The 21103-nt window shown below is 71.9% G+C and carries 19 protein-coding genes; 11 read left to right on the top strand and 8 right to left on the bottom strand.

The features are described 5' to 3' along the window. The first annotated feature begins 74 nt into the window (after nucleotides 1-74). Nucleotides 75-812 (top strand): hypothetical protein, encoded by a 738-nt coding sequence (locus tag BUB75_RS18035; RefSeq protein ID WP_073258703.1) that lies wholly within the window; start codon nucleotides 75-77, stop codon nucleotides 810-812. Nucleotides 813-854: 42 nt separating this feature from the next. Here the strand turns inward: BUB75_RS18035 and BUB75_RS18030 are convergent, their stop codons facing one another. After that, nucleotides 855-2705, bottom strand: a complete 1851-nt coding sequence (locus BUB75_RS18030; RefSeq protein ID WP_073258701.1) for an AMP-dependent synthetase/ligase — start codon at nucleotides 2703-2705, stop codon at nucleotides 855-857. A gap of 404 nt (nucleotides 2706-3109) precedes the next feature. Here BUB75_RS18030 and BUB75_RS18025 point away from each other — a divergent pair, with 404 nt between their 5' ends. From BUB75_RS18025 to BUB75_RS18010, 4 genes are all read left to right on the top strand, one after another. Continuing rightward, entirely contained in the window at nucleotides 3110-4402 is a 1293-nt protein-coding gene (locus tag BUB75_RS18025; protein ID WP_073258699.1) for a M16 family metallopeptidase, read from the top strand. Further along, nucleotides 4399-5742 (top strand): M16 family metallopeptidase, encoded by a 1344-nt coding sequence (locus tag BUB75_RS18020; protein ID WP_073258697.1) that lies wholly within the window; start codon nucleotides 4399-4401, stop codon nucleotides 5740-5742. Before BUB75_RS18025 ends, BUB75_RS18020 begins: the two co-directional genes overlap by 4 nt. Next, on the top strand, nucleotides 5739-6782 hold the full coding sequence (gene nudC / locus BUB75_RS18015) for an NAD(+) diphosphatase (protein ID WP_178379905.1): 1044 nt from the start codon (nucleotides 5739-5741) through the stop codon (nucleotides 6780-6782). The genes BUB75_RS18020 and nudC overlap by 4 nt, the downstream gene beginning before the upstream one ends. 130 nt (nucleotides 6783-6912) lie before the next feature. After that, nucleotides 6913-7284 carry a hypothetical protein gene (locus BUB75_RS18010; protein WP_073258695.1) on the top strand — a complete coding sequence of 124 codons (372 nt, stop codon included), beginning with the start codon at nucleotides 6913-6915 and terminating at the stop codon, nucleotides 7282-7284. A gap of 11 nt (nucleotides 7285-7295) precedes the next feature. Here BUB75_RS18010 and BUB75_RS18005 read toward each other — a convergent pair whose 3' ends face one another. Continuing rightward, nucleotides 7296-7943, bottom strand: a complete 648-nt coding sequence (locus BUB75_RS18005; protein WP_143175278.1) for a nucleoside/nucleotide kinase family protein — start codon at nucleotides 7941-7943, stop codon at nucleotides 7296-7298. A gap of 159 nt (nucleotides 7944-8102) precedes the next feature. On the opposite strand from BUB75_RS18005, the gene BUB75_RS18000 reads away from it, so the two are divergent. Then, on the top strand, nucleotides 8103-9461 hold the full coding sequence (locus BUB75_RS18000) for an MFS transporter (RefSeq protein ID WP_073258693.1): 1359 nt from the start codon (nucleotides 8103-8105) through the stop codon (nucleotides 9459-9461). Here the strand turns inward: BUB75_RS18000 and BUB75_RS17995 are convergent. Continuing rightward, a complete protein-coding gene (locus tag BUB75_RS17995) occupies nucleotides 9408-9671 on the bottom strand; it encodes a mycoredoxin (RefSeq protein ID WP_073258691.1) in 264 nt (87 codons plus the stop codon). The two genes, BUB75_RS18000 and BUB75_RS17995, sit on opposite strands and share 54 nt — an antisense overlap. A 91-nt stretch (nucleotides 9672-9762) precedes the next feature. On the opposite strand from BUB75_RS17995, the gene BUB75_RS17990 reads away from it, so the two are divergent. Next, nucleotides 9763-11955, top strand: a complete 2193-nt coding sequence (locus tag BUB75_RS17990) for an ATP-dependent DNA helicase UvrD2 (protein WP_073258689.1) — start codon at nucleotides 9763-9765, stop codon at nucleotides 11953-11955. A gap of 718 nt (nucleotides 11956-12673) precedes the next feature. Next, nucleotides 12674-12961, top strand: a complete 288-nt coding sequence (locus tag BUB75_RS17980) for a WhiB family transcriptional regulator (RefSeq protein WP_073258685.1) — start codon at nucleotides 12674-12676, stop codon at nucleotides 12959-12961. A 440-nt stretch (nucleotides 12962-13401) separates the two neighbouring features. Here the strand turns inward: BUB75_RS17980 and BUB75_RS17975 are convergent, their stop codons facing one another. The 3 genes from BUB75_RS17975 to BUB75_RS46285 all read right to left on the bottom strand — a co-directional run bounded on the left by BUB75_RS17975 (nucleotide 13402) and on the right by BUB75_RS46285 (nucleotide 16058). Then, complete coding sequence (locus tag BUB75_RS17975; protein ID WP_073258683.1) at nucleotides 13402-14733, bottom strand: ABC1 kinase family protein; 1332 nt, start codon at nucleotides 14731-14733, stop codon at nucleotides 13402-13404. A gap of 4 nt (nucleotides 14734-14737) precedes the next feature. Next, nucleotides 14738-15805 carry a TOMM precursor leader peptide-binding protein gene (locus BUB75_RS17970; RefSeq protein ID WP_073258681.1) on the bottom strand — a complete coding sequence of 356 codons (1068 nt, stop codon included), beginning with the start codon at nucleotides 15803-15805 and terminating at the stop codon, nucleotides 14738-14740. A 100-nt stretch (nucleotides 15806-15905) separates the two neighbouring features. Next, nucleotides 15906-16058, bottom strand: a complete 153-nt coding sequence (locus BUB75_RS46285; RefSeq protein ID WP_169745129.1) for a DUF5679 domain-containing protein — start codon at nucleotides 16056-16058, stop codon at nucleotides 15906-15908. 404 nt (nucleotides 16059-16462) lie between these two features. Here BUB75_RS46285 and BUB75_RS17965 point away from each other — a divergent pair, with 404 nt between their 5' ends. Next, nucleotides 16463-17026, top strand: coding sequence for a M48 metallopeptidase family protein (locus BUB75_RS17965; RefSeq protein WP_073258679.1), 564 nt, complete (start codon nucleotides 16463-16465; stop codon nucleotides 17024-17026). 64 nt (nucleotides 17027-17090) lie between these two features. Here the strand turns inward: BUB75_RS17965 and BUB75_RS17960 are convergent, their stop codons facing one another. Continuing rightward, the gene (locus tag BUB75_RS17960; protein WP_073258677.1) at nucleotides 17091-18308 is read right to left on the bottom strand and encodes a zinc-dependent metalloprotease; all 1218 of its coding nucleotides are present in this window, start codon (nucleotides 18306-18308) and stop codon (nucleotides 17091-17093) included. Between the two features lie 44 nt (nucleotides 18309-18352). On the opposite strand from BUB75_RS17960, the gene BUB75_RS17955 reads away from it, so the two are divergent. Together BUB75_RS17955 and BUB75_RS17950 are read left to right on the top strand one after the other, a co-directional pair. Next, nucleotides 18353-19450 (top strand): NAD-dependent epimerase/dehydratase family protein, encoded by a 1098-nt coding sequence (locus BUB75_RS17955; RefSeq protein ID WP_073258675.1) that lies wholly within the window; start codon nucleotides 18353-18355, stop codon nucleotides 19448-19450. A 62-nt stretch (nucleotides 19451-19512) separates the two neighbouring features. Beyond that, nucleotides 19513-20532: a PDZ domain-containing protein gene (locus BUB75_RS17950; RefSeq protein ID WP_178379931.1), complete on the top strand. Its 1020-nt coding sequence runs from the start codon at nucleotides 19513-19515 to the stop codon at nucleotides 20530-20532. Here the strand turns inward: BUB75_RS17950 and BUB75_RS17945 are convergent. Continuing rightward, nucleotides 20529-21083: a PPA1309 family protein gene (locus BUB75_RS17945; RefSeq protein ID WP_073258673.1), complete on the bottom strand. Its 555-nt coding sequence runs from the start codon at nucleotides 21081-21083 to the stop codon at nucleotides 20529-20531. The two genes, BUB75_RS17950 and BUB75_RS17945, sit on opposite strands and share 4 nt — an antisense overlap. Nucleotides 21084-21103: the final 20 nt, after the last annotated feature.

Below are 21103 nucleotides of genomic sequence, written 5' to 3'. Positions count from 1 at the left end.
GCAAGCCCGGCGGCCCCGGTGGGCCTGGCCGCCCCGGTGGGCCTGGTGAGCCGGGTCGGCCGGGAAAGCCGGCCGTGGCGCGCTGGCTCGTCGCCGCGGGCGTCGTCCTGGCCGTCGGGCTCGTCGTCGTGCTGGCGATCTCCGCCACCGGCTTCTTCCGCAGCGAGCAGACGCCGCTGTTCGGCCCGATCGCGGGCGACGACCCCGGGCCGTCGAAGCCGCCGCTCGCCCAGCTGTGCCCCCCTGCCTCGGAGAACCCGCCACCGGGCGGCGAGGAGGCCACGCCGGTCGACGGGCCGCGCATCACCGACCGCGACTCCGGCATCTCCTATCTCCGGCTCGACAACCCCTGGAAGCTCTGGGACCAGGGCTCGTGGGGACAGGGAACCCTCGGCGTCGACTTCAGCACCGGCTACTACTTCGTGACCGAGCAGTACTCCGGCGGCGACTACCTGGCCTCGGTGCTCTCCGGCAAGGTCCCCGCGACCGTCGGCGACAGCCTTTCGCTGAACCTGCCCTGCGCGGGCCGTCAGGTCGCCGAGGACGTCCGGCGCGCCTACTACCCGCAGCCGAACATCAAGGAACAGACCCGCGACGAGCAGGTCGTGGTCGGCGGGCGCCCGGCATGGGTGTCGACGTTCCACCTGACGTTCGAGGCGGCCGGACTCCAGGCGCGGGGCGAGCAGGTGGCGGTGGTGCTGGTGGACGTGGGCCGCCCCGATGCCGCGGTGCTCTACATCTCGATCCCGGACACCCACAAGCAGTACAACGTCGAGATCGACAAGATCATCGCGAGCATTCAGCCCGCGTGAGTGGGCGGCCCGCCCAGAACGACGCTCTGGGCGGGCTTCAGGTCAGTCGGCGGACGACCCCGCGTAGAGAGCGTCGAGTTCCTTGGAGTACTTCTCCTCGACGAACTTGCGGCGGACCTTGAGCGACGGCGTGATCTCACCGTTGTCGACCGACAGGTCGTGCGGCAGGATCACGAACCCCTTGATCGTCTCCCAGCGGTTGAGCTGCCCGTTCAGCTGATCGATCCCGGCCTGGACGTGCGCCCGCAGTTGCGGGTGGCCGGCCAGCTCCGGCACCGACAGCGACTCCAGGCCGGCGCCCTGCGCCCAGGTCTTGATCTCGTCCGGGTCCACCGTGATCAGCATCGTGCAGTAGTTCCGCGTATGCACGATCACCTGGCTCACCTGCGGGACGATCGTCTTGAACAGCCCCTCGATGTACGACGGCGCGATGTACTTGCCGCCGGACGTCTTGACCAGGTCCTTCTTGCGGTCGGTGATGCGCAGGAAGCCGTCGTCGAGCTCGCCGATGTCGCCGGTGTGGAACCAGCCGTCGTCGGAGAGCACCTTCTCGGTCTCCTCGGGCAGGTGGTGGTAGCCGCGCATCACGTTGCCGCCGCGCAGCAGGATCTCGCCGTCCTCGGCGATCTTCACCTCGAGGTCACCCAGCGGGAGCCCGACCGTGCCCAGCTTGAACTTCTCCGGCAGGTTGACGAACGCACCGGCGGTCGTCTCGGTGAGGCCGTAGCCCTCGTAGATCGGGACGCCTGCCGCGTGGAAGAACTCGGCGACCTCGCGGGAGAGCGGCGCCGCGCCGGAGATCATTCCGCGCATCCGGCCACCGAAGCGCTCCTGGAGCTTGCTGAAGACGAGCTTCGTCGCGACCGCGTACTTCACCGCGAGCAGGCCGGACGGCTCCTTGCCCTGCTCGCGCAGCGCCACGACCTCGCGGCCGACGCCGAGTGCCCAGTTGAAGATCTTCCAGGTCGCGCCGCCCTTGTCCTGGGCCATCGTGCGAACGCGGTTGTAGACCTTCTCGTAGATCCGGGGCACGCCGGCCATCGTGGTCGGCTTCACGACCGGCAGGGTCTCGATGATCTTGTCGACCCGCCCGTCGACGTAGCTCTCGAAGCCGAGCGTCAGCTGGGCGCAGAGCAGCACCTTGCCGAACGAGTGCGCCATCGGCAGCCAGAGGTACTGCAGGTCGTTGTCCTCGATGATGCCGAGCTTGGCCTGCGCGTTCGACTCCCAGATCCAGTTCGCGTGCACCAGCCGGACGCCCTTCGGCCGGCCGGTGGTGCCGGACGTGTAGATCAGCGTCGCCAGGTCGTCGGGGCCGATGCCCGCGACCCGCTGTTCGATCAGCGAGGGCTCACCTGCCAGCCGCTCGCTCCCGCGCTCGTGCAGCTCGGCGAGCGTGAGGACCTCCGGGCCGCTGGCTTCCCGGTCGATGTCGGTGCCGTCGAAGACGACGATCGCCCGGAGGTCGGGCAGGTCGGCGGCCTTCGCACGGAACTTGGCCAGCTGCGCCGCGTCCTCGGCGAACAGGATCGAGCTGCCGGAGTCGGCGAGGATGAACGCCGCGTCCCCGGCCTCGGTGGTGGGGTAGATCGTGGTGGTCGCACCACCGGCGCACATGATCGCGAGGTCGGCGAGGATCCACTCGACCCTGGTGCCGGAAGCGATCCCGATCCGGTCACCTGGCTGCACGCCGAGTTCGACCAGGCCGGCCGCCAGCGCGCTGACCTGGTCGGCGGTCTCCTGCCAGGTCAGGGTGGTCGTTCCGATGGTCCCCGGCGCGGCGGTGGTGATCGGCGACGGGCCGGCGAACGCGCGCCCGCTGGGGTTCTTCGCCACCTGGGCGAGGAATAACTGGCCGATCGAGCGGTGCCCGGTGTCCACGGTGACGGTCATGCTGCGTCGCTCCTTCGCCCCCCGGCGGCCCGCCGCGGCGTGCGGTGGTTCCCGCGTTGACCGGCGGGCGGACGCCGGAACAGAGTGTGATGTGGCACACGGTACGGCTGGGCGCGCGGCCATGTGCGGGGTTCGCCGAGGTGAGCGCTCTGCATCGATTTAGCCACCGTACGACGGGACAGTTCCGAGGAATATTCGGCGGCAAGGTGGTTGGCCAGGCCAAACGTTCGGTGTCTCGGCGTTCCGAGTCGGTTCGGATGAGCAGTAGCCGACCCGATGCCCGGAACGCCCTTCGGTCACGAGTGTGCCGTTTCCGTCGTGGAGCCCGCCGTCGCAGTCGGTGAGCCTGTGAGGCAGCTAGGGTCGGGGGCGTGTCTGCACCCACCTCTGCCGGCGCGCCGGTCATGATTCCCGCCACCGGCTTCCCGGTCGAGCGGTTCACGCTGCCCAACGGACTCCGCGTCGTCCTCACACCCGATCGATCCGCACCGGTGATCGCGGTCGGCGTCGTCTACGACGTCGGAATCCGCTCCGAGCCACAGGGCCGCACCGGCTTCGCGCACCTGTTCGAGCACCTCATGTTCCAGGGGTCGGAGAACCTGGAGAAACTCGCCCACTTCCGGTACGTGCAGGCGTCCGGTGGCGTTTTCAACGGCAGCACCCACCTCGACTACACCGACTACTACGAGACGCTGCCCAGCAACGCGCTCGAGCGCGCGCTCTTCCTCGAGGCCGACCGGATGCGACGTCCGGAGCTGACCGCGGAGAACCTCGCGAACCAGATCGCGGTGGTGAAGGAAGAGATCCGGGTCAACGTCAAGAACCGGCCCTACGGCGGCTTCCCGTGGCTGCTGCTGCCGCCGGTCATGTTCGACACGTTCGCGAACTCCCACGACGGTTACGGCTCGTTCGAAGACCTCGAGTCCGCGACGGTCGAGGACGCACAGAGCTTCTTCTCGACGTACTACGCGCCCGGAAACGCCGTGCTCGCCGTCGGCGGTGACCTGGACGTCGCCGGAGCCACCGCGCTGATCGAGCGGCACTTCGGTGACGTCGCGGAGCGTCCGGTGCCGGTACGGCCGTCGTTCGCCGAGCCCGACCTGACGTCCGAGCGGCGGGCCGTCCACCACGACGCGATGGCGCCGCTGCCCGCCGTGGCGATGGCTTGGCGGGTGCCCGACCCGGTCAACGACCTCGCGGCGTACCTGCCGTACGTCGTGCTGGCCGAGGTGCTCACCGACGGCGACGCGTCCCGGTTGCAGGAGCGGCTGGTGCTGAACGACGCGATCGCGACCAGCGTCTCGGGCTACCTGGGTTTCATGGGTGACCCGTTCGACGTCCGGGACCCCACCGCGCTGCTACTGCAGGCGCACTACCCGCCGACGGTGGAGACCGACAAGGTGATCACCGCGATCGATCAGGAAATCGAACGGCTGGCCGGTTCGGGCCTGGCGCCGGGTGAACTGTCCCGGGTGCAGGCGCGCCTCGCTGCCCACCTGCTCAGAGAAGTCGACGCCGTGCTCGGCCGCACGCTCAGCATCGCGGTGCTCGAGCAGCAGCGTGGCCGCGCGGAGCTGATCAACGACCTGCCGCACCTGTTGGCCGAGGTGACCGCCGAGCAGGTCGTCGCCGCCGCGCAGACGCTGCGTCCGGCCCGTCGCGCCGTACTCGAACTGGTCCCGGGGAGCGCCCAGTGAGCCCACAGCACGCCGCCCCTCGCCGTACCGTCCCGGCGCTGGAGGAACCTCGGGCGCTGCCCGAGCCCGAGGTCGCCGAGCGCACGCTCTCGACCGGCCTGAAGGTCGTCGCCGTCCGCCGCGGCACGGTGCCGCTCGTCGAGATCCGGCTGCGGATCCCGTTCGCCGGTTCGGCGGCGGAGAACGACGTGTCGGTCGCCGCGGTGCTCGCCAACACCGTGCTCTCCGGCACGGAGGCGCACACCAACGTCGAGCTGGCCGCCGAGCTGCAGAAGATCGGCGGCGGCCTGTCGGTCGGCGTCGATCCCGACCGTTTGGTGATCTCCGGGAACACGCTGTCCGACGGGCTCGGCCGGCTGCTGGAGATCCTCAACGAGGTCCTGACCTCGGCGACCTACCCCGAGCGCGAGGTGGGCACCGAGCGCGAGCGGCTCGCCGACCGGATCCAGATCGCGTTCTCCCAGCCCGCGCAGGCGGTCCGGCGCGCGCTGCTGCGGCGCATCTACGACAGCCACCCGTACTCGATCGAGACGCCGGAGCCCGAGCAGGTCCGGGCGATCGAGTCCCCGGCCGTGCGGGCGTTGCACGCCGAGCGGGTCCTGCCAGTCGGCAGCGTGCTGGTGCTCGTCGGCAACATCGATCCGGACGCGACGCTCGACCTGGTCGAGCGGACGCTGGGCGGCTGGTCGCCGACCGGCGTCGCACACCGCACCCCGCCGGTGCCGCCGCTGACGGCCGGCCCGCTCCTGCTCGTCCACCGGCCGGGCTCGGTGCAGTCGTCGCTGCGGCTCGCGCTGCCCGCACTGCCCCGCGCGCACGCCGACTACGCGGCGTTCCAGCTCGCGAACCTCGTCTTCGGTGGCTACTTCTCGTCCCGGCTGGTCGAGAACATCCGCGAGGACAAGGGCTACACGTACTCACCGCACTCCAGCGTCGACCACTCGGCCGCCGGGTCGGTGACGCTGGTCAGCGCCGACGTCGCGACCGAGGTCACCGCGCCGGCCCTGCTGGAGATCGAGTACGAGCTGGGCCGGATCGCCACGCTGCCGCCGACCGCGGAGGAACTGGAGCAGGCTCGCCAGTACGCGATCGGGACGCTCGCCCTCTCGGTCTCGTCGCAGGCCGGTCTGGCCGGGATGCTGATCGCGCTGGCCGGGACGGGGCTGGACCTGAACTGGCTGGCCGAGCACCCGATCCGGCTCGCGAAGGTGACGCTGGAGGAGGTCGCAGCCGCGGCCGCCGGCTACCTCGCACCGTCCGGCGGCGTGACCGTGGTGCTCGGTGACGCCGAGGCGGTCTCCGGTCCGCTGGGGGCGCTCGGGCCGGTCGACCGATCGTGACGGCGCCCGTGGCACCCGGGTCGGCCGGCTCGGAAGGTTCGGAAGGCGTTCCGCTCGACCGCGAGCGGACCGCGACGTGGTCGACGAGCGCGGAGCCGGACGGATCGGCCGATCCCGCGGCTCCGGTGCCGGTCTGGCGTCGGCTCGCGCTCGGCCGGGCGATGCCCGACCGGGCCGCCCACCACCGGCTGGACGCCGCCTGGCTGGACGAGGCGTGGAAGCGGGCCCGGGTCCTGCTGTTGGACGACCGGGGACGGGCCGTGGTCGAGGGGGCGCCCGAGTCGCCGAGGCTGGTCTGGTTCGCGGCCGAGGATCCGGCGGCCGCGGTCTCCGACGACGAGCGGCTGTTCCTCGCCGAGGACGGCGACGTGCCGTACTTCGCGCTGCTCACCGCCCTCCCCGACGTCCTCGCCGAAGGACAGCGGCCGGCGAGCCTGCGTGAGGTCGGCGCCCAGCTGTCCCCGCTGGAGTCGGCGCTGCTCACCGAGGCCGTCGGGCTGGCCAACTGGCACCGCGACTACCGGTACGGACCGCGGACCGGAACGCGCCTCGGGTGGCGGGCAGGCGGCTGGGAGGCCGAGGCCGTCGACGGCTCGGAGGTCGTCTACCCGCGTACCAACCCGGCGATCATCGTGCTGACCCACGACGGCGTCCCCGGCGACGAGGGCCGATGCCTGCTCACCAGGGGGCTGACCTGGCCGGAGGGGCGCTACTCGTGCGTCGCCGGGTTCGTGGAGCCGGGCGAATCGGCAGAAGCCGCGGTGTTCCGGGAGGTCGCGGAGGAGACCGGGGTCCGGATTCGGGAAGTCCGGTACCTCGCGAGCCAGGCCTGGCCGCTCCCGGCCTCGCTGATGCTCGGCTTCTACGCGATCGCCGACTCCGACCAGCCGGTCGTCATCGAGGAGATCGAGCTCGCCGACGCGCGCTGGTTCACGCGGGGTGAGCTGCGGGGACGCGGGCCGGGACCGGCGCCGATCGTCCCGCCGCCGCTCTCGATCGCGCACGAACTGCTGACCGCCTGGCGCGACGAGCGCGTCTGAAGTTTCGCGTCGGAATTTCCGGACCCGCTGTATCACCGGGGTCGGCCGCTGCTCTGTGCAAGTGAGGCCGCCCCGGTGAGCCCCCTCTCTCGTCGGGGCGGCCATTTCACGGCCAGCGGAGGACTGAGTTATGCAGAGCAGTGTGGTGGGGCGGCGGATCGCCGCCGGTGCGCTGATGACCGCGGTGGTGGTCGGAGGCACCGCGGGGACCGCGATGGCCGAGACGCGCGATGTCGTCGGTGCCGCGGTCGTCGTCCGCCCGACCCAGGAGTCACCGGCCCCCGAGCCCGGCCGGAAGTCGCCCGGCGTTCAGACCGCCGTGTTCAGCTGGCCGACCGCCTCGGCGACGTCGTCCACGAAGTCGACCGCGGCCCGGTTGAGCGACCCCGACCAGGGCGTCGTGCACCGGGCCGGTACCGCGACGCGGGTCGCGGTCATCTGGGCCGTCGCGGCCACGCTGGTGATGGGCGGCGTGCTCGCGGGTTCGCTGATCCGGCGCTGAGGTTCGCGGCGTCAGCCGCGGACGATAACCGCTGGGTGGCGGGGGTCGTCCGCTCGGACGACCACGTCGGCGATGGCGCCGGGGGCGACCTCCTCCTCGTAGCGGACGAACGCCGGTAGCGTCCACGCCTCGTCGGCCGGGGTACGGCGGCGGAGCGCGCCGGGGGACAGGCGCACGTGCACGGACAGGTCGAACGGCAGACCGTGGCCGAGCAGGAGCGGCCCGTCGACCAACAGGACAGCGCGCGGCGGCACCGGCCGGTAGTCCGCACGCGCTGAGCGGTCGGTGCCCGCGTCCCAGAACGCGGGCAGGTACCGCCCGCCCTCCGCCCACGGGGTGAGTACCTCGCGGGTGAGCGCTCCGGTATCGAGCCAGCTGGAGTAGAACGAGTCCGGATCGGTCTTCCCGAACTCCCACCGCAGCGACGCGGGCCGCAGGAAATCCCCGGCGCTCACCCGGACCGCAGCCACTCCACCGGCCCGTAACGGTTCGACCAGCCGGTCGGCCAGCCGCCCGGGTTCGGCCGCGTCGGCGCCGTCGAGCGCCACGCGCAGGCGCCCCGAGCCGGTCCCGCCGACCGCGGCCAGACACGTTTCGGCGAGGAGGTCCGAGAGGGCCTCCGGCGACACCGGCACCGGATGATCGGTCAGCTCACTCACCTGGTCGAACGTACCCCGCGGCGAGGCCACCGCCACGGCCACCGGTGCCGTATCCGACGCTGATCGTCCCGAAAGCGTTGAACGAGTCCGTTCTGACGGCTATGTTCCATCCGTGGGCGGTCGTGGCTGACCGGTTCGCCACCACGACCGGGGGTGACGATGGGGCTCGCCGCGCTGTTACGGAGAACCGACTTCCGATTACTCTTCGCCGGTCAGGCGCTGTCGATGTTCGGTGACTCGGCGCTGCTGCTGGTCCTGGCGATCTGGGTGAAGGAGCTGACCGGCAGCAACGGTGCGGCCGGGCTCACGCTGGTCTTCGTCGCGTTGCCGTCGCTGATCGGTCCGCTCGGCGGGTGGGTCGTCGACCACGTCCGGCGCCGGCCGTTCCTGGTCGTCACGAACCTTTGCTCGGCGCTGTCGGTACTGCCGCTGCTGGCGGTGCGCTCGCGCGAGCACGTCTGGGTGATCTACGCGGTCGCGACGCTGTTCGGCACGCTTCTCGTCCTGCACCTCGCGGCATTGAACGCGCTGCTCAAGACCATGCTGCCGGAGAGCGCGCTGGGCGAGGCGAACGCGGTGCTGCAGACCGTGAAGGAGGCGCTGCGCCTGGTCGCCCCGCTGACCGGGGCCGCCCTCTACGCACTGGTCGGCGGCGCGGGCGTCGCTCTGCTGGACGGCCTGACGTTCGTCGGCGCCGCGATCGCGCTGGGGGCGCTGTCGGTCGACGAACCCGTGCGCACCGTCCGGCGGCAGTCGATCCGCGGCGAGCTGGCCGCCGGGCTGCGGTTCCTCTGGCGCGCCCGGCCGCTGTTGCACGTCACGGTCGCGCTGGCACTGGCGTTGCTCGTCGTCGGCATCGCCGAGTCCGTGGTGTTCGCGATCGTCGAGTGGCTGCGGCGCCCGCCGGAGTTCGTCGGCGTCGTCGTGGCAGTGCAGGGGGTCGGCGCGGTGCTCGGCGGGTTCGCTGCGACCCGGTTGATCCGAACGGCCGGCGAGGTGCGGACCGTGATCGTCGGGCTGGCGACGTTCTCGGTCGGCGCCGTGGTGATGATCGCGATCTGGCTGCCGGTGGTCGTGATCGGCATCATGCTCGCCGGATTCGGGCTGCCGCTGGTGCTCGTCGGGTTCATCACGAGCTTGCAGCGCAGCACGAGCGGGGCACTGATCGGCCGGGTGACGACCGCGGCCTACCTGGTGATCGGCATTCCGCAGACGATCTCGGTGGCGCTGGGCGCGCTGCTGGTGTCGATGCTCGACTACCGGTTGCTGCTCGGCGTCATGGCGGGGGGCACGCTGCTGGCGGTCGTCTACCTCGTTCTGACCAGCCGCGGCGAGCCTTCTCGCCCCGACGCCGTGTCGCTCGCCGCCGCGGGCACCGTGCCCGGCGCGATGTCGGCGAGCCGGGCGATGGGGTGGGCGCTGCCGCCCACCCCGTCACCGGACGACGAACCGCCGGCTACCGGCTCACCGGCCGAGCTTGGCCCGGACGTCGGCGATGCTCGGGTTCGTCAGCGCTGACCCGTCGGGGAACCGCACGGTCGGCACCGTCTGGTTGCCGCCGTTGACGCTCATCACGAACTCGGCGGCCTGCGGGTCCTGCTCGATGTCGACCTCGGTGTACTCGATGCCCTCCCGGGCGAACTGGCTCTTGAGCCGACGGCAGTAGCCGCACCACGTGGTCGAGTACATCGTCAGGGTCGAGACCGCCGACGGAGTCGAAGCATTCATTCGAGCGTCCTTCCTCTGCTGAGCCGCCGGTGGCGTAACACCGCCTGGGGACGGAGCCTTCCCGCATCCGAACGTAGGGCAGTATCGATGGGTGACCGTCACCCCCGCCGCGTCCGTCGACAGCCCCCCCAGCCGCCTCGTCGGCCCCGATGCGGTGCTGGCCGGTCTGGACGACGAGCAACGGGCAGCGGTCCTCGCCCCACGCGGCCCGGTCTGCATCCTGGCCGGGGCCGGAACCGGCAAGACGAGGGCGATCACCCATCGCATCGCCCACGGAGTGCTGACCCAGGCCACGGCGCCCAACCACGTCCTGGCCGTGACGTTCACCGCGCGGGCGGCCGGCGAGATGCGCGGACGGCTGCGGGCGCTCGGCGTGGCAGGCGTCCAGGCGCGGACGTTCCACGCGGCGGCGCTGCGGCAGCTCCGGTACTTCGCCCCGCGCGTGTTCGACGGCCGGGCGATGCCGGAGCTGCTGGAGACCAAGGCCCGGGTGGTGGGCCAGGCGGCGGCGCGAGAGCACGTGAAGCTCGACCGCACCGGCGTCCGCGACCTCACCTCCGAGATCGAGTGGGCCAAGTCGGCGATGGTCGAGCCCGACGGGTACCCCGTGGCCGCCGGCGAGGCGTCCCGTGAGACGCCGCTGCCCGTCGACCAGGTCGCCGCGGTCTACGCCGGGTACGAGCAGCTCAAGCGCCGGATGGGTGTCATCGACTTCGAGGACCTGCTCCGCGCGACGATCTGGGCGATCGAGGACCACCGCGACGTCGGTGACCAGATCCGCGCCCAGTACCGGCACTTCGTCGTCGACGAGTACCAGGACGTCAACCCGCTGCAGCAGCGGCTGCTGGAGGCATGGTGCGGCGGTCGCGACGACCTGACCGTCGTCGGCGACGCCAGCCAGACCATCTACTCGTTCACCGGCGCCAACGCCCGCTACCTGATCGACTTCCCGCGCCGCCACCATGGTGCGGTCGTGATCCGGCTGGAGCGCGACTACCGCTCGACGCCGCAGGTCGTCTCCCTCGCCAACGAGGTGATCGCGGCCGGCCAGGGCGTCGAGGCTTCGGTCCGCCTGCAACTCGTCGGCCAGCGTCCGCCGGGGCCCAAGCCGCGGGTCTCGCACTACCCCGACGAGCCGGCCGAGGCGTCCGCGGTCGCCACGCGCTGCAAGGAGCTGCTGCGGTCCGGGGTGTCCGCGGCCGAGATCGCGGTGCTGTTCCGCACCAACGCCCAGTCCGAGACGTACGAGCAGGCGCTGGCTGACGCCGGGGTCCCGTACGTCGTCCGTGGCGGCGAGCGCTTCTTCGAGCGCCCGGAGGTCCGCGAGGCGATGATGCTGCTGCGGGGTGCGGCCCGAGCGGCCGAGTCGGACGCCGCCGACGGTCTGCCCGGGTCGATGGTCGACGCGGTGACCGGCGCCTTGTCGGGGCTGGACTGGCGTCCGGACAAGCCGCCGGCCGGTGGCGCGGCTCGGGAACGGTGGGAGGCGCTCGCGGCGCTGCTCCGGCTCGCGGAGGAGCAGGTCGCGGCCGACCCGTTCTCGGCGGAGGCCGCGGTCGGCCTGCCCCGGTTCGTCGACGAGTTGGCTGCCCGCGCGGCCGCGCAGCACGTGCCGACGGTCGAGGGCGTCACGCTCGGCTCGCTGCACGCGGCCAAGGGCCTGGAGTGGGACGCGGTGTTCCTGGTCGGCCTGGCCGAGGGCACGCTGCCGATCTCGTTCGCGAAGACGCCCGCGCAGTTGGAGGAGGAGCGCCGGCTGCTCTACGTCGGCGTCACGCGCGCGCGGGAGCACGTCTGGCTGTCGTGGGCGGCGGCTCGCTCACCGGGCGGGCGGGGAAGTAGGCGTCCGTGCCGGTTCCTGCCCGCGGGTTCGCTGCCCGCGGGCGTCCCGGGCACCGCGGTAGCGCCGGCGCCCAAGCCCGCCGGCCGGTCGGCGAGCCGGTCGTTGCCGACCTGCCGCATCTGCGGTGTCGCGCTGTTCGATCCGACGCATCGCAAGCTGCGCCGCTGCGGTTCCTGCCCGGCCAATTACGACGAGGAACTCTTCGAGCGTCTGCGGACGTGGCGGGGCGCGCTGGCCAAGGAGCAGAAGCTGCCCCCGTACGTCGTCTTCACCGACGCGACGCTGACCGCGGTCGCGGAGTTGCAGCCGAGCAGCGAGGCGCAACTGGCCGAGATCGCCGGCGTCGGGCCGCGGAAGCTGACGCTCTACGGCGAGGCGCTGTTGGCGCTGGTCGCCGGCGCCGATCCGGCATCGCTCGTGGAGCCGACCGAACTGGCCTGATTTTTCGGCCCAGCGTCCGTTTTGTCGGCGTGTCGGCCGTGGCGCGCCGCCGCAACTGTCCGGTGGCAGACAACTGTCGACGTCTGGCCGTTAAATGTGTTGGCCCGGGACCCGGCCCGGGCTTAACCTGCCTTTGCGCCGGGGAACCGGCGCTCGCACCAGGACGAGTGTGTCTTGGTTCGGTAGGGCATTTCGCACGCACCGAGGGAGGTGGCCGTAGTGATCACGTACTTGGTTTCCGAGCTGTCGGCTGCCTCCATGCCGTCGTTGCGGCTCGTGCCGTCCGTGGCGCCCTCGTGGCGTATGGCAGACGGCCCGTGGGCCGGCAAAGCCATGACGGTCGCTCCGTCGGCAGCTCGGAAGCGGACCGCGCCGAGCGGCGCGCCTGCGTATGCGCATGAGGTGTGCGCCGCGCAGCACACGATCCAGGTCTCGGGGGAGAAGTCCGTCCTCCAGGCAGCCACGGTCGAGTCCCTCGGCAATGGCATCACCTTCGCTACCCAGCTGAGCGCCGACGTCACGCGCGTCGACGGTCGAGCGGGATCTCCGCCTCGAGGTACACCGGTCTAGACGACCGGCGGCACTCCTCGAGGCCGTGGATCCCACTCACCGGGATCCACGGCCTTTTTGTTTGTCCCCGTCAAGGCGGGTGGGGCTGACCGGCCCGGCTCGCATCAACCACCGAGTGACAAAGCACGACGGAAGAGGAGATCCGGTCATGACGGCAATCGATCTGGCCCCGATGGACTTCGGGGTGATCGACCCGGACGAGGCGCTGCCCTGCCGGCGGGAGGACCCGGAGCTCTGGTTCGCGGAGAACCCCGCAGACCTGGAGCTGGCGAAGGCCCACTGCCAGGAGTGCCCGCTCCGCGAGGCGTGCCTGCAGGGCGCGCTGGAGCGGCGTGAGCCGTGGGGTGTCTGGGGCGGCGAGATCTTTGAGCGTGGAGTTGTGATCGCCCGGAAGCGGCCGCGTGGCCGTCCGCGGAAGAACACGGTCGCGGCCTGATGAGCCGCGTCCTCGCCACGCACCGGTCACGTTGGTCGACCGGTCGTCGCCTCGCCCAGTACCCCGCAACGCACGAGATGCGCCCGAGCCCCGAGAGCACAGCGATGAACCACGCACCGACCTGGAGCTTTGAAATGTTACTTCTGAACGAGACCCTCGCCCGATCCCGAATGCAACAGGCCGCGTCGCGTCGCGCCCGCCTGGGCGCCCGCCGGCCGGCCCGTGTCGTCGCCGCAGCCGCTGCTCGCCTCCGGGACCGGCTCTGAGCGAATCCGCCCGCTGAACCAGCCCGCCCCGGCTCCCGCCGGGGCGGGCTGCTCCACGTTTCGGCCGGGAACGACAGCCGTTGACCGAAACCGGGCCGTAAGCGCTGTTTACGGCCCGGTTTCGCGTGTATTGGCGCGCCCTCTCCGCCCGCGGTGGTCAGCGCGGTGGTCGGGTCAGTCCGCGGTGTCGGCGAGCGGCTCGACGAAACCCGGTTGCCACTGCTCGACGACCGCGCGGTAGCGCGCCTTCGCCTCCAGCTGGCAGAGCACCCCGATCGAACCCAGCGTCACCCGGTGGATGAGCAGGTAGGACGGCGGAAGGTTCAGCTGGCGTCCGAGCTGGTACGCCTCGCTCCGCGGATCGCCGAGCCGGGTGGCCTCCTTGCGGAGCCAGGCACGGGAGAACTGGAACTCCTCGACCGCCAGCGGATCCAGCATCGGGCGCAGGTACCCGAGCAGTTCCTCCGCGTCCACCGGCGCGTCCCGCTTCACGAACCCCTCGTCGCGCAGCCCGGCGAGCACCGCCTCGGCGTCACCGGCCAGCGCGAACCGCGCCAGCCGGCCGACCGGCTCCGGCAGGCCGTGCGGCAGCCGGGCGACCGCCCCGAAGTCGAGGACGCCGAGCCGGCCGTCCGGCAGCAGCCGGAAGTTGCCGGGGTGAGGATCGGCGTGCAGCATCTTCGTCCGCGCCGGGGCGGAGAAGTGCAGCACGGCCATCAGCTCGCCGGCCCGGTTGCGATCCTCGGTCGAGCCGTCCGCGATCACGTCGGAGAGCGGTGTTCCGTCGATCCAATCCGTGACGAGCACCCGCGGGGTACCGGCGAGCACTCGGGGCACCGCGATCTCCGGATCGTCCCGGTAGGCCTTCGCGAACGCCCGGGTTGCCTTCGCCTCCAGGTGGTAGTCCAGCTCCTCGGCGACGCGGGCCTTGAGTTCGGTGACCAGCGGCTTGATGTCGAGACCCGGCTGGAGCACGGTGAACAGCCTGGCCAGGCGTCCGAGCTGGTTGAGGTCGGCGAGCAGGGCCGGACCGGCGCCCGGGTACTGGATCTTCACCGCGACCTCGCGCCCCGACGACCAGACCGCCCGGTGCACCTGCCCGATGCTCGCCGCCGCGGCGGGGGCGTCGTCGAACTCGCGGAACTTCGTCCGCCAGTCCGGGCCCAGCTCCTCGGCGAGCACCCCGTGCACGGCCGCCGCGGGCAGCGGCGGCGCCGCCTCCTGCAGCTTGGTGAGCGCGGCCCGGTACGGCTTGGCGATCTCCTCGGGGAATGCGGCCTCGAAGATGCTCAGCGCCTGGCCGAACTTCATCGCGCCGCCCTTGAGCTGCCCGAGGACGCTGAACAGTTGCTCGGCGGTCCGCTGCTGGACCTCACGGGCGACGGCTTCAGCTGGGGCGCCGCCGAGCCGTTTACCGATGCCGAGGGTGGCGCGTCCCGCCATCCCCAGCGGCAACGCGGCGAGCTTCGCAGTGCGGGTGAGCGCCCGCCGGGGGATGTCGGTCACCCCCCTATTGTCGCGCGCTCCGTTCGGAGTCGTCCGTGGTGGCGGCACCGGCGTCCCGCAGGCAGTCACACCGGGGGTGCGGCGTCCACGATCGGCGGCGCAGCGGGACGCCCGGCGGCCCGATTTCCAGCGACGTTCCGACCGTCGCGGTGAGGACGCCCTCCAGGTGACCGGACACCTCGGCGGCGGCGAGCGCGGCTGCGGTGGTGACCACGACGGCCTCGGCGGGTTCCCCACGCCGGTCGGTCGCGAGCTGAGCGGCCAGCACGGGCCAGGCCGGGTCGCGGTCGCGGCGGTGCTCGTCGAGACAGGTCAGGCACGCGGTGCGGCCCGGTGCGACCAGCGGCCCGACGATCGCGACGCCGTCCCGCAGCAGAACCGGTAGGTGCGGTACGCCCGCCGACGTCCACCGCACCTGGTCGGCGGGGAGCGGGAGCGGTCCGGCAGCCAACACGACGAAGTCCGGCAGCTCACCGGTGGGCCGGGTGTCCACCGCCGGGGACCCGCGGCGCACCGCGTCGAGCGTTGCCAGCACGTAGGGGCGCCCGACGTCGTCCGGGCAGAGGCCACCGACCGTCACGTCGTCGGGCGTGGCCACCCCCGTGCCGGTGACGACGACCCGGCCGACGCCGTCGGCGGCGAGCAGCGCGGCGATCACCGGCCCCACGCGGCCGCGGCAGCGGACCAGGACGTGGGCCCGGCGGCGCGCGGACATCCGGTCGACGGCGTGCGAGCCGTGGGTGAGAAGTGCGGACACCAGCGCGGGCGGGAGCGGCGGGAGGGTGGCGTCGGCATCGCGTGCGACGCGTGGCGTCAGCGTGTCGGCGTCCACGACCGCACCGCGTGCGATCAGGGCCGTGATCAGCGATTCGGCGGCGGCGCCTGCCAGGCCCGGCGGCGGCGCGGCGACGACGTCGCGGAGCGAGCGACGGCCGTCGAGCGAGATCAGGAACGCGGCGACGCCGGGGTCGACGGCGGTGAGCACGACGGCCCGCTCGGGATCGGCGCCGAGTTGCAGCGTCGTGGCATCGCGCCAGAGTCGGGAGAGCGTGGGCAGCAGGAGCGGACGCATGCGTCGAGATTGCCGTTCCGTGCCGCTGCCGCGTTCCGCTCGTCCACAGGCCCGATCCGTGCCGGCCCACCTCGGGCCGGCACGATGACGGACCGGCGAATCAGGCCTTGCCGAGGATGCGGTTCATCTTGGTCCCGCATACCGGGCAGGAGCCCTTCGCCATCCGGCGCCCGGATTCGCTCGTCGTGACCTCGCCTTCGAAGTCACGCTTCTCCTTGCACTTCACGCAGTAGCCGTTGTACGTGTCGGCCACAGTGCCTCCTCGGCTGGACAGGGTCGGCCGACGGGGGACAGGTCCGCCGGATCGCCCGACCTTATCCGGCAAAACAGGCATAACTCGCCAGAGGCTCGCCGGGATACTTCACCGTGTCGCGAGGGAGAAACGCCGCAAGGCGCGCGCATGAGGGCAGCAAAAGGGCCCCTGGACGGCGCCCGTCCCGTCACCTTCCCCACGTGCCGGGGCGGACGGTCGCCACAGGGGCTCTTGTGACGCTAGGCCGCGACCCGCCTCTGCGTCAACGTCAGGAGCGATCGACCTGGTCCGACTACGGCCGGCCGGAGGGGCTCCGGGAAGGACATCCACCCTGCGGGGGAGGCTTGTCCACAGGATTCACGACACGGCAGACGGACCGGCCGGTCGGGGGCTAGCGTGCCTCTATGGACCCCGGACACCCGATCTCCGTGCAGGTCCGGCGCAGCGCGCGCCGGCGCCGCACGGTCGCGGCCTACCGCGATGGTGACACGGTTGTCGTGCTGATCCCCGCGCGCTTCAGCGCGGTGGAAGAGCGCGAGTGGGTGAAGAAGATGCTCGCGCGCCTCGATGCGCGCGACCGTCGCTCCCGGCGCCCTCGCGGTGACGCCGAGCTGGAGGCGCGAGCGCTCCGCCTGGCCGACGCCTACTTCGACGACGAGATACGGCCGGTGAGCGTGCGCTGGGTCAGCAACCAGCGCGGCCGCTGGGGTTCGTGCACGCCGGCGGAGGGAACGATCCGGCTGTCGTCGCGGCTGCGTGGCATGCCCGACTGGGTGATCGACTACGTGCTGGTGCACGAGCTCGTGCACTTGCGGATCCCCGGCCACGGTCCGGACTTCTGGGAGCTGGTGGACCGGTATCCGCGGGCCCAGCGCGCCCGCGGCTACCTGGAGGGTGTTGCCGCGTCGGCGTCCCTCGACGTCTCCGACGCCGACGAGGACGCCGACGACTCCGCCGTGGGCGCGTAGCCCCGCCGAGGGCACCGCACCCGCCCGCGTCTGCCCTGCAGGCGTCGATCTCGAGCTTGTGGATCTAGAGCTTGTCGAGGTCGCTCATGTCGAAGTCGGGACCGTCGGAGTCGTTCCGGGCGAACGCCTCGGGGTCGTCCAGGTCCTCGGACCTCGGCACCAGGTCGGGGTGCGCCCACACCGCGTCACGGCCCTCGGCGCCGCGGTGCTCCAGCAGGGCCTCCCACAGCCGCGCCGCATCGCGCAGCCGCCGCGGCCGCAGCTCCAGGCCCACCAGGGTCGCGAACGTCTGCTCGGCCGGCCCGCCCTCGGCGCGGCGACGGCGGAACGTCTCGGTGAGCGCCGCCGCACCTGGCAGCCGCTCGGCCGCGACCTGGTCCACGATGTGCGAGACCCAGCCCTCGATCAGCGCGAGCGCGGTCTCCAGCCGCACCAGCGCGGCCTGCTGCGCGGGGGTGTCCTCCGGGGTGAACATCCCGCCGGCCAGCGCCTGCTGCATCGACTCGGGGTCGGACGGGTCGATCTCCCGCACCGCCCGCTCGATCGTCTCCGGGTCGACCGTGATGCCCCTGGCGTACGCGTCGACGGCGTCCAGGACGTGCGCGCGGACCCAGTTCACGTGCCCGAACAGCCGAGCGTGCGCGACCTCGCGCAGCGCGACGTAGAGCCGGACCTGGTCGGCGGGCTGCTCCAGACCCTCGCTGAACTGGGCGAGGTTTGCGGGCAGCAGCGCGGCGGTACCCGACGGCCCCAGCGGAAGTCCGATGTCGGAGGAGGTGAGCACCTCGCCCGACAGCTGCCCGACGCCCTGCCCGACCTGGCCGCCGAACATCATGCCGCCGATGCCGGCGAGCATCCCGGTCATCGGGCCGAGCTGGGCTGCCGCCTGCTCCGGCAGCATCTTGCTCATCGCGCCGACTACCCGCTCGGCGAGCGGGTCGCAGAGCCGCTTCCACGCCGGAATCGTGGCGTCGATCCACTCGAGCTGGCTCCAGCCCACCGCATGTGAGACACCAGAAGGCAAACTGGTGACCAGGTCGAGCCAGACGTCGGCGAGCCGGAGCGCATCCACTGCCTCCTGCCGCTCGGCGCCGGTGAGCGAGCGGTCGTTCTGCCGCGCCAAGCCGGTGGCGACCTGTTTGGCGAGGTCCCAGTTGACCGTCCCGCCAGACTGTGACGACGAGAGGATCTGCTGCAGTTGCGCCATCATTGCTTGCCACTGCGGGTCGTTGGGGTTGGGCTGTCCCCCCGGAAGCGCGAAGCCGAACGGGATGTCGGTCATGACTTGCTCACCATGCCGTCAACGGTAGCCCTGGTAGGCCCGCGATGACTCGTCCGCTCCGTGCCGCGCGTGCCGCCGCCGCGCCCTCCGCGGGTCTCACCGTGGCGGTAACCGGGGCAGCGTCCCCGATTGGCCAGGCGATATGTCGTCGTTTGGCCAACGCTGAGGGAATCCGCCAGGTGATTGCGCTCGACGCGAAAAAGCCGGGCGTACCCACGGTCCGCTGGCGAAAGGCGGATCCGACCGACCCCGGGCTGGCCTCGGCTCTGCACAAGGTCGACACGCTCGTCCACCTCGCGGTGTCCGACGACCCCGCGCTCGACCGTGCCGAGCAGCGGCGCCGAACGGTGACCGGAGCCTCGGTGGCGCTGACCGCGGCCGCCGCGACCGGCGTCCGGCACGTCGTGCTGCTCTCGTCGGCGCGGGTGTACGGGGCGTTCGCGGACAATCCGGTGCCGCTGCGGGACGGAGCGCCGGTCCGGGCGCGTCCGGACGGCAGCGCGCTGGACGACCTGCTGGCCGTCGAGGAGTTCGCGGCCCGCGCCGGGCGGATGTACCCGCAGGTGCAGACCGCGCTGCTCCGTCCGGCGGTCGTCGTGGGTCGCGGTATCGACCACCCGGCGGGCGGTGCGCTCGACGGACCGCGGCTGCTGGTGGTCCGGGGTACGAAGCCGATCTGGCAGTTCTGCCACTCCGAGGACCTCGCGGGCGCCGTGCTCACGACCGTGCTCGCCCGGCTCACCGGCCCGCTGAACGTCGGCTCGGAAGGATGGCTGGAGCAGTCCGAGGTCGAACGGATCCTCGGTCGACGCCGGGTCGAGCTGCCCGCCGACGCGGCCGTGGGTACCGCGACCCGCCTGCACGCCCAGGGCATCAGCGGGGATCCCGCCAGCCAGCTCGACTACCTCATGCACCCCTGGGCGGTGGACGCCGATCGGCTGCGCGCGGCCGGATGGGAACCCGCGTACACCAACGAGGACGCGTTGAGCAGCTGGGCGCAGGGCCGGCCGCTACTGCCGCTGCGGATCACCGTGAAGGGCGCCGCGGTGGCCGGCGGTGCCGCGGCCGGTGTCTCGGTCGCGCTCGTCGGCACGGCCGCGCTGGTGCGCAGGGCACGGCGCAATCGGCGCAATCGCCGGTGAGAGACGCTGAAACCCCCGCAGCCGGGGCACTCGCGCGTGACGCCGTTACGCTGGCGCCCATGATGTTGCGGCGCGGCCTGACGGTGTTCGTCGGCGCCATCCTCGCGTTGTTGCTCTCGCTCGGTATGGCGTTGCTCCCGGTGCCGTACGTCGCGCTCGGCCCCGGCCCCACCGTCAACACGCTCGGCAGCCGCGACGGCCACGAGATCATCACGATCAGCGGCACGCCGACCAGCAAGTCCAAGGGCAACCTCAACCTCACGACGGTCTCGGTGAGCCCCGATCTCAACCTCGGCAACGCGCTGGTGGGCTGGTTGGACGGCACGGTTGCGGTGGTGCCGCGCGAGGTCGTCTACCCGCCGGGGGAGACCCGCCAGCAGGTCAACGAGGAGAACGCGCAGGCGTTCAAGAACTCGCAGACCTCCGCCGAGACCGCGGCGCTGCGCGAGCTCGGCTACCCGGTGAAGGTGACGGTGACCAAGGTCGCTCCTGGTTCGCCGTCGACCGGCAAGCTCGCGGTCGGCGACGTCGTCACGTCGGTGGACGGCACCGAGGTGACCAGCGGCACCAAGCTCCGCGCGCTGCTCGCGGCGAAGCAACCCGGCAAGGCCACCACGATCGGGTACCAGCGCGGGACGACCACCGGCACGGCGTCGATCATGCTCGCCCGCAGCGACGACGACGGGCGTCCGCTGCTGAAGATCGAGACGAAGGACGAGCAGCCGCACCCGTTCACGGTGTCGTTCGATCTGGACAAGATCGGTGGCCCGTCCGCCGGGTTGATGTTCGCGCTGGCCGTGATCGACAAGGTCAAGCCCGAGGACCTCACCGGCGGCAAGTTCATCGCCGGGACCGGTGAGATCGACGACGACGGCAACGTCGGCGCGATCGGCGGCATCTCGCAGAAGATGGTCGCCGCCGACCGCGCGGGCGCCACTGTGTTCCTGGTGCCCGCCGACAACTGCCTGGAGGCCGCGGGCGCGGCGCCGGACGGGCTGGAGCTGGTTCGAGTGGCGACACTGGACGACGCGCTCAGCGCCCTGACCACGTTGAAGCGGGGCGGCCACCCGCGGGGTTGCTAGTCCAGCGTCGCGCGCAGTGCCACGACCAGGTTCGGCGCGAGGTCGGCTCCGTAGATGACCTCGGTCGACTCGACCTCCCCGTGCGGCCGCATCCGGAGCGCGCACGCGCTCGTGCCGTCCCGCAGCACGCCGGCCACCATCCGCACCTCGCGCCGATCGGTGTGGGCCGCGGCCCACTCCACCGGATCGGTGTCGTCCGGCCGGGCGTCTTCGGCGTCCGGCGGCAGCACCAGCACCTCCTGCACGAGCGCGCAGCCGAGCACGGACTCGGGCCACGCGATGCGCGCCAGCGTCTCGTCGAGCGGTGCGTCCCCGATCGACTCCTGCTCGACCGGGGTGATCGACCCGGGTTCGATCTCGGTCGCGGACAGGCCGACCTGATCGGCCAGGCCCGGCTCCGCGGCCAGCAGTTCTGCGGTGTCGACGAGGGCGTAGAGCGCAGGTGGTTGGTCCCAGCCGCCCGCGTTCGCGTGCCGCTCGAGTTCGAGGACGACGGCGTGGAGGGGATCGGGCAGCGGAACGCCGTTCACGCCGGACTGGACGTCGGTCATGACCCCAATGCTGGCATGGA

This window comes from Cryptosporangium aurantiacum (genome assembly GCF_900143005.1).
Classification (GTDB): domain Bacteria; phylum Actinomycetota; class Actinomycetes; order Mycobacteriales; family Cryptosporangiaceae; genus Cryptosporangium; species Cryptosporangium aurantiacum.
Note: the sequence above shows the minus strand (reverse complement) of the source record. Positions and strands in the feature narration are given on the sequence as shown.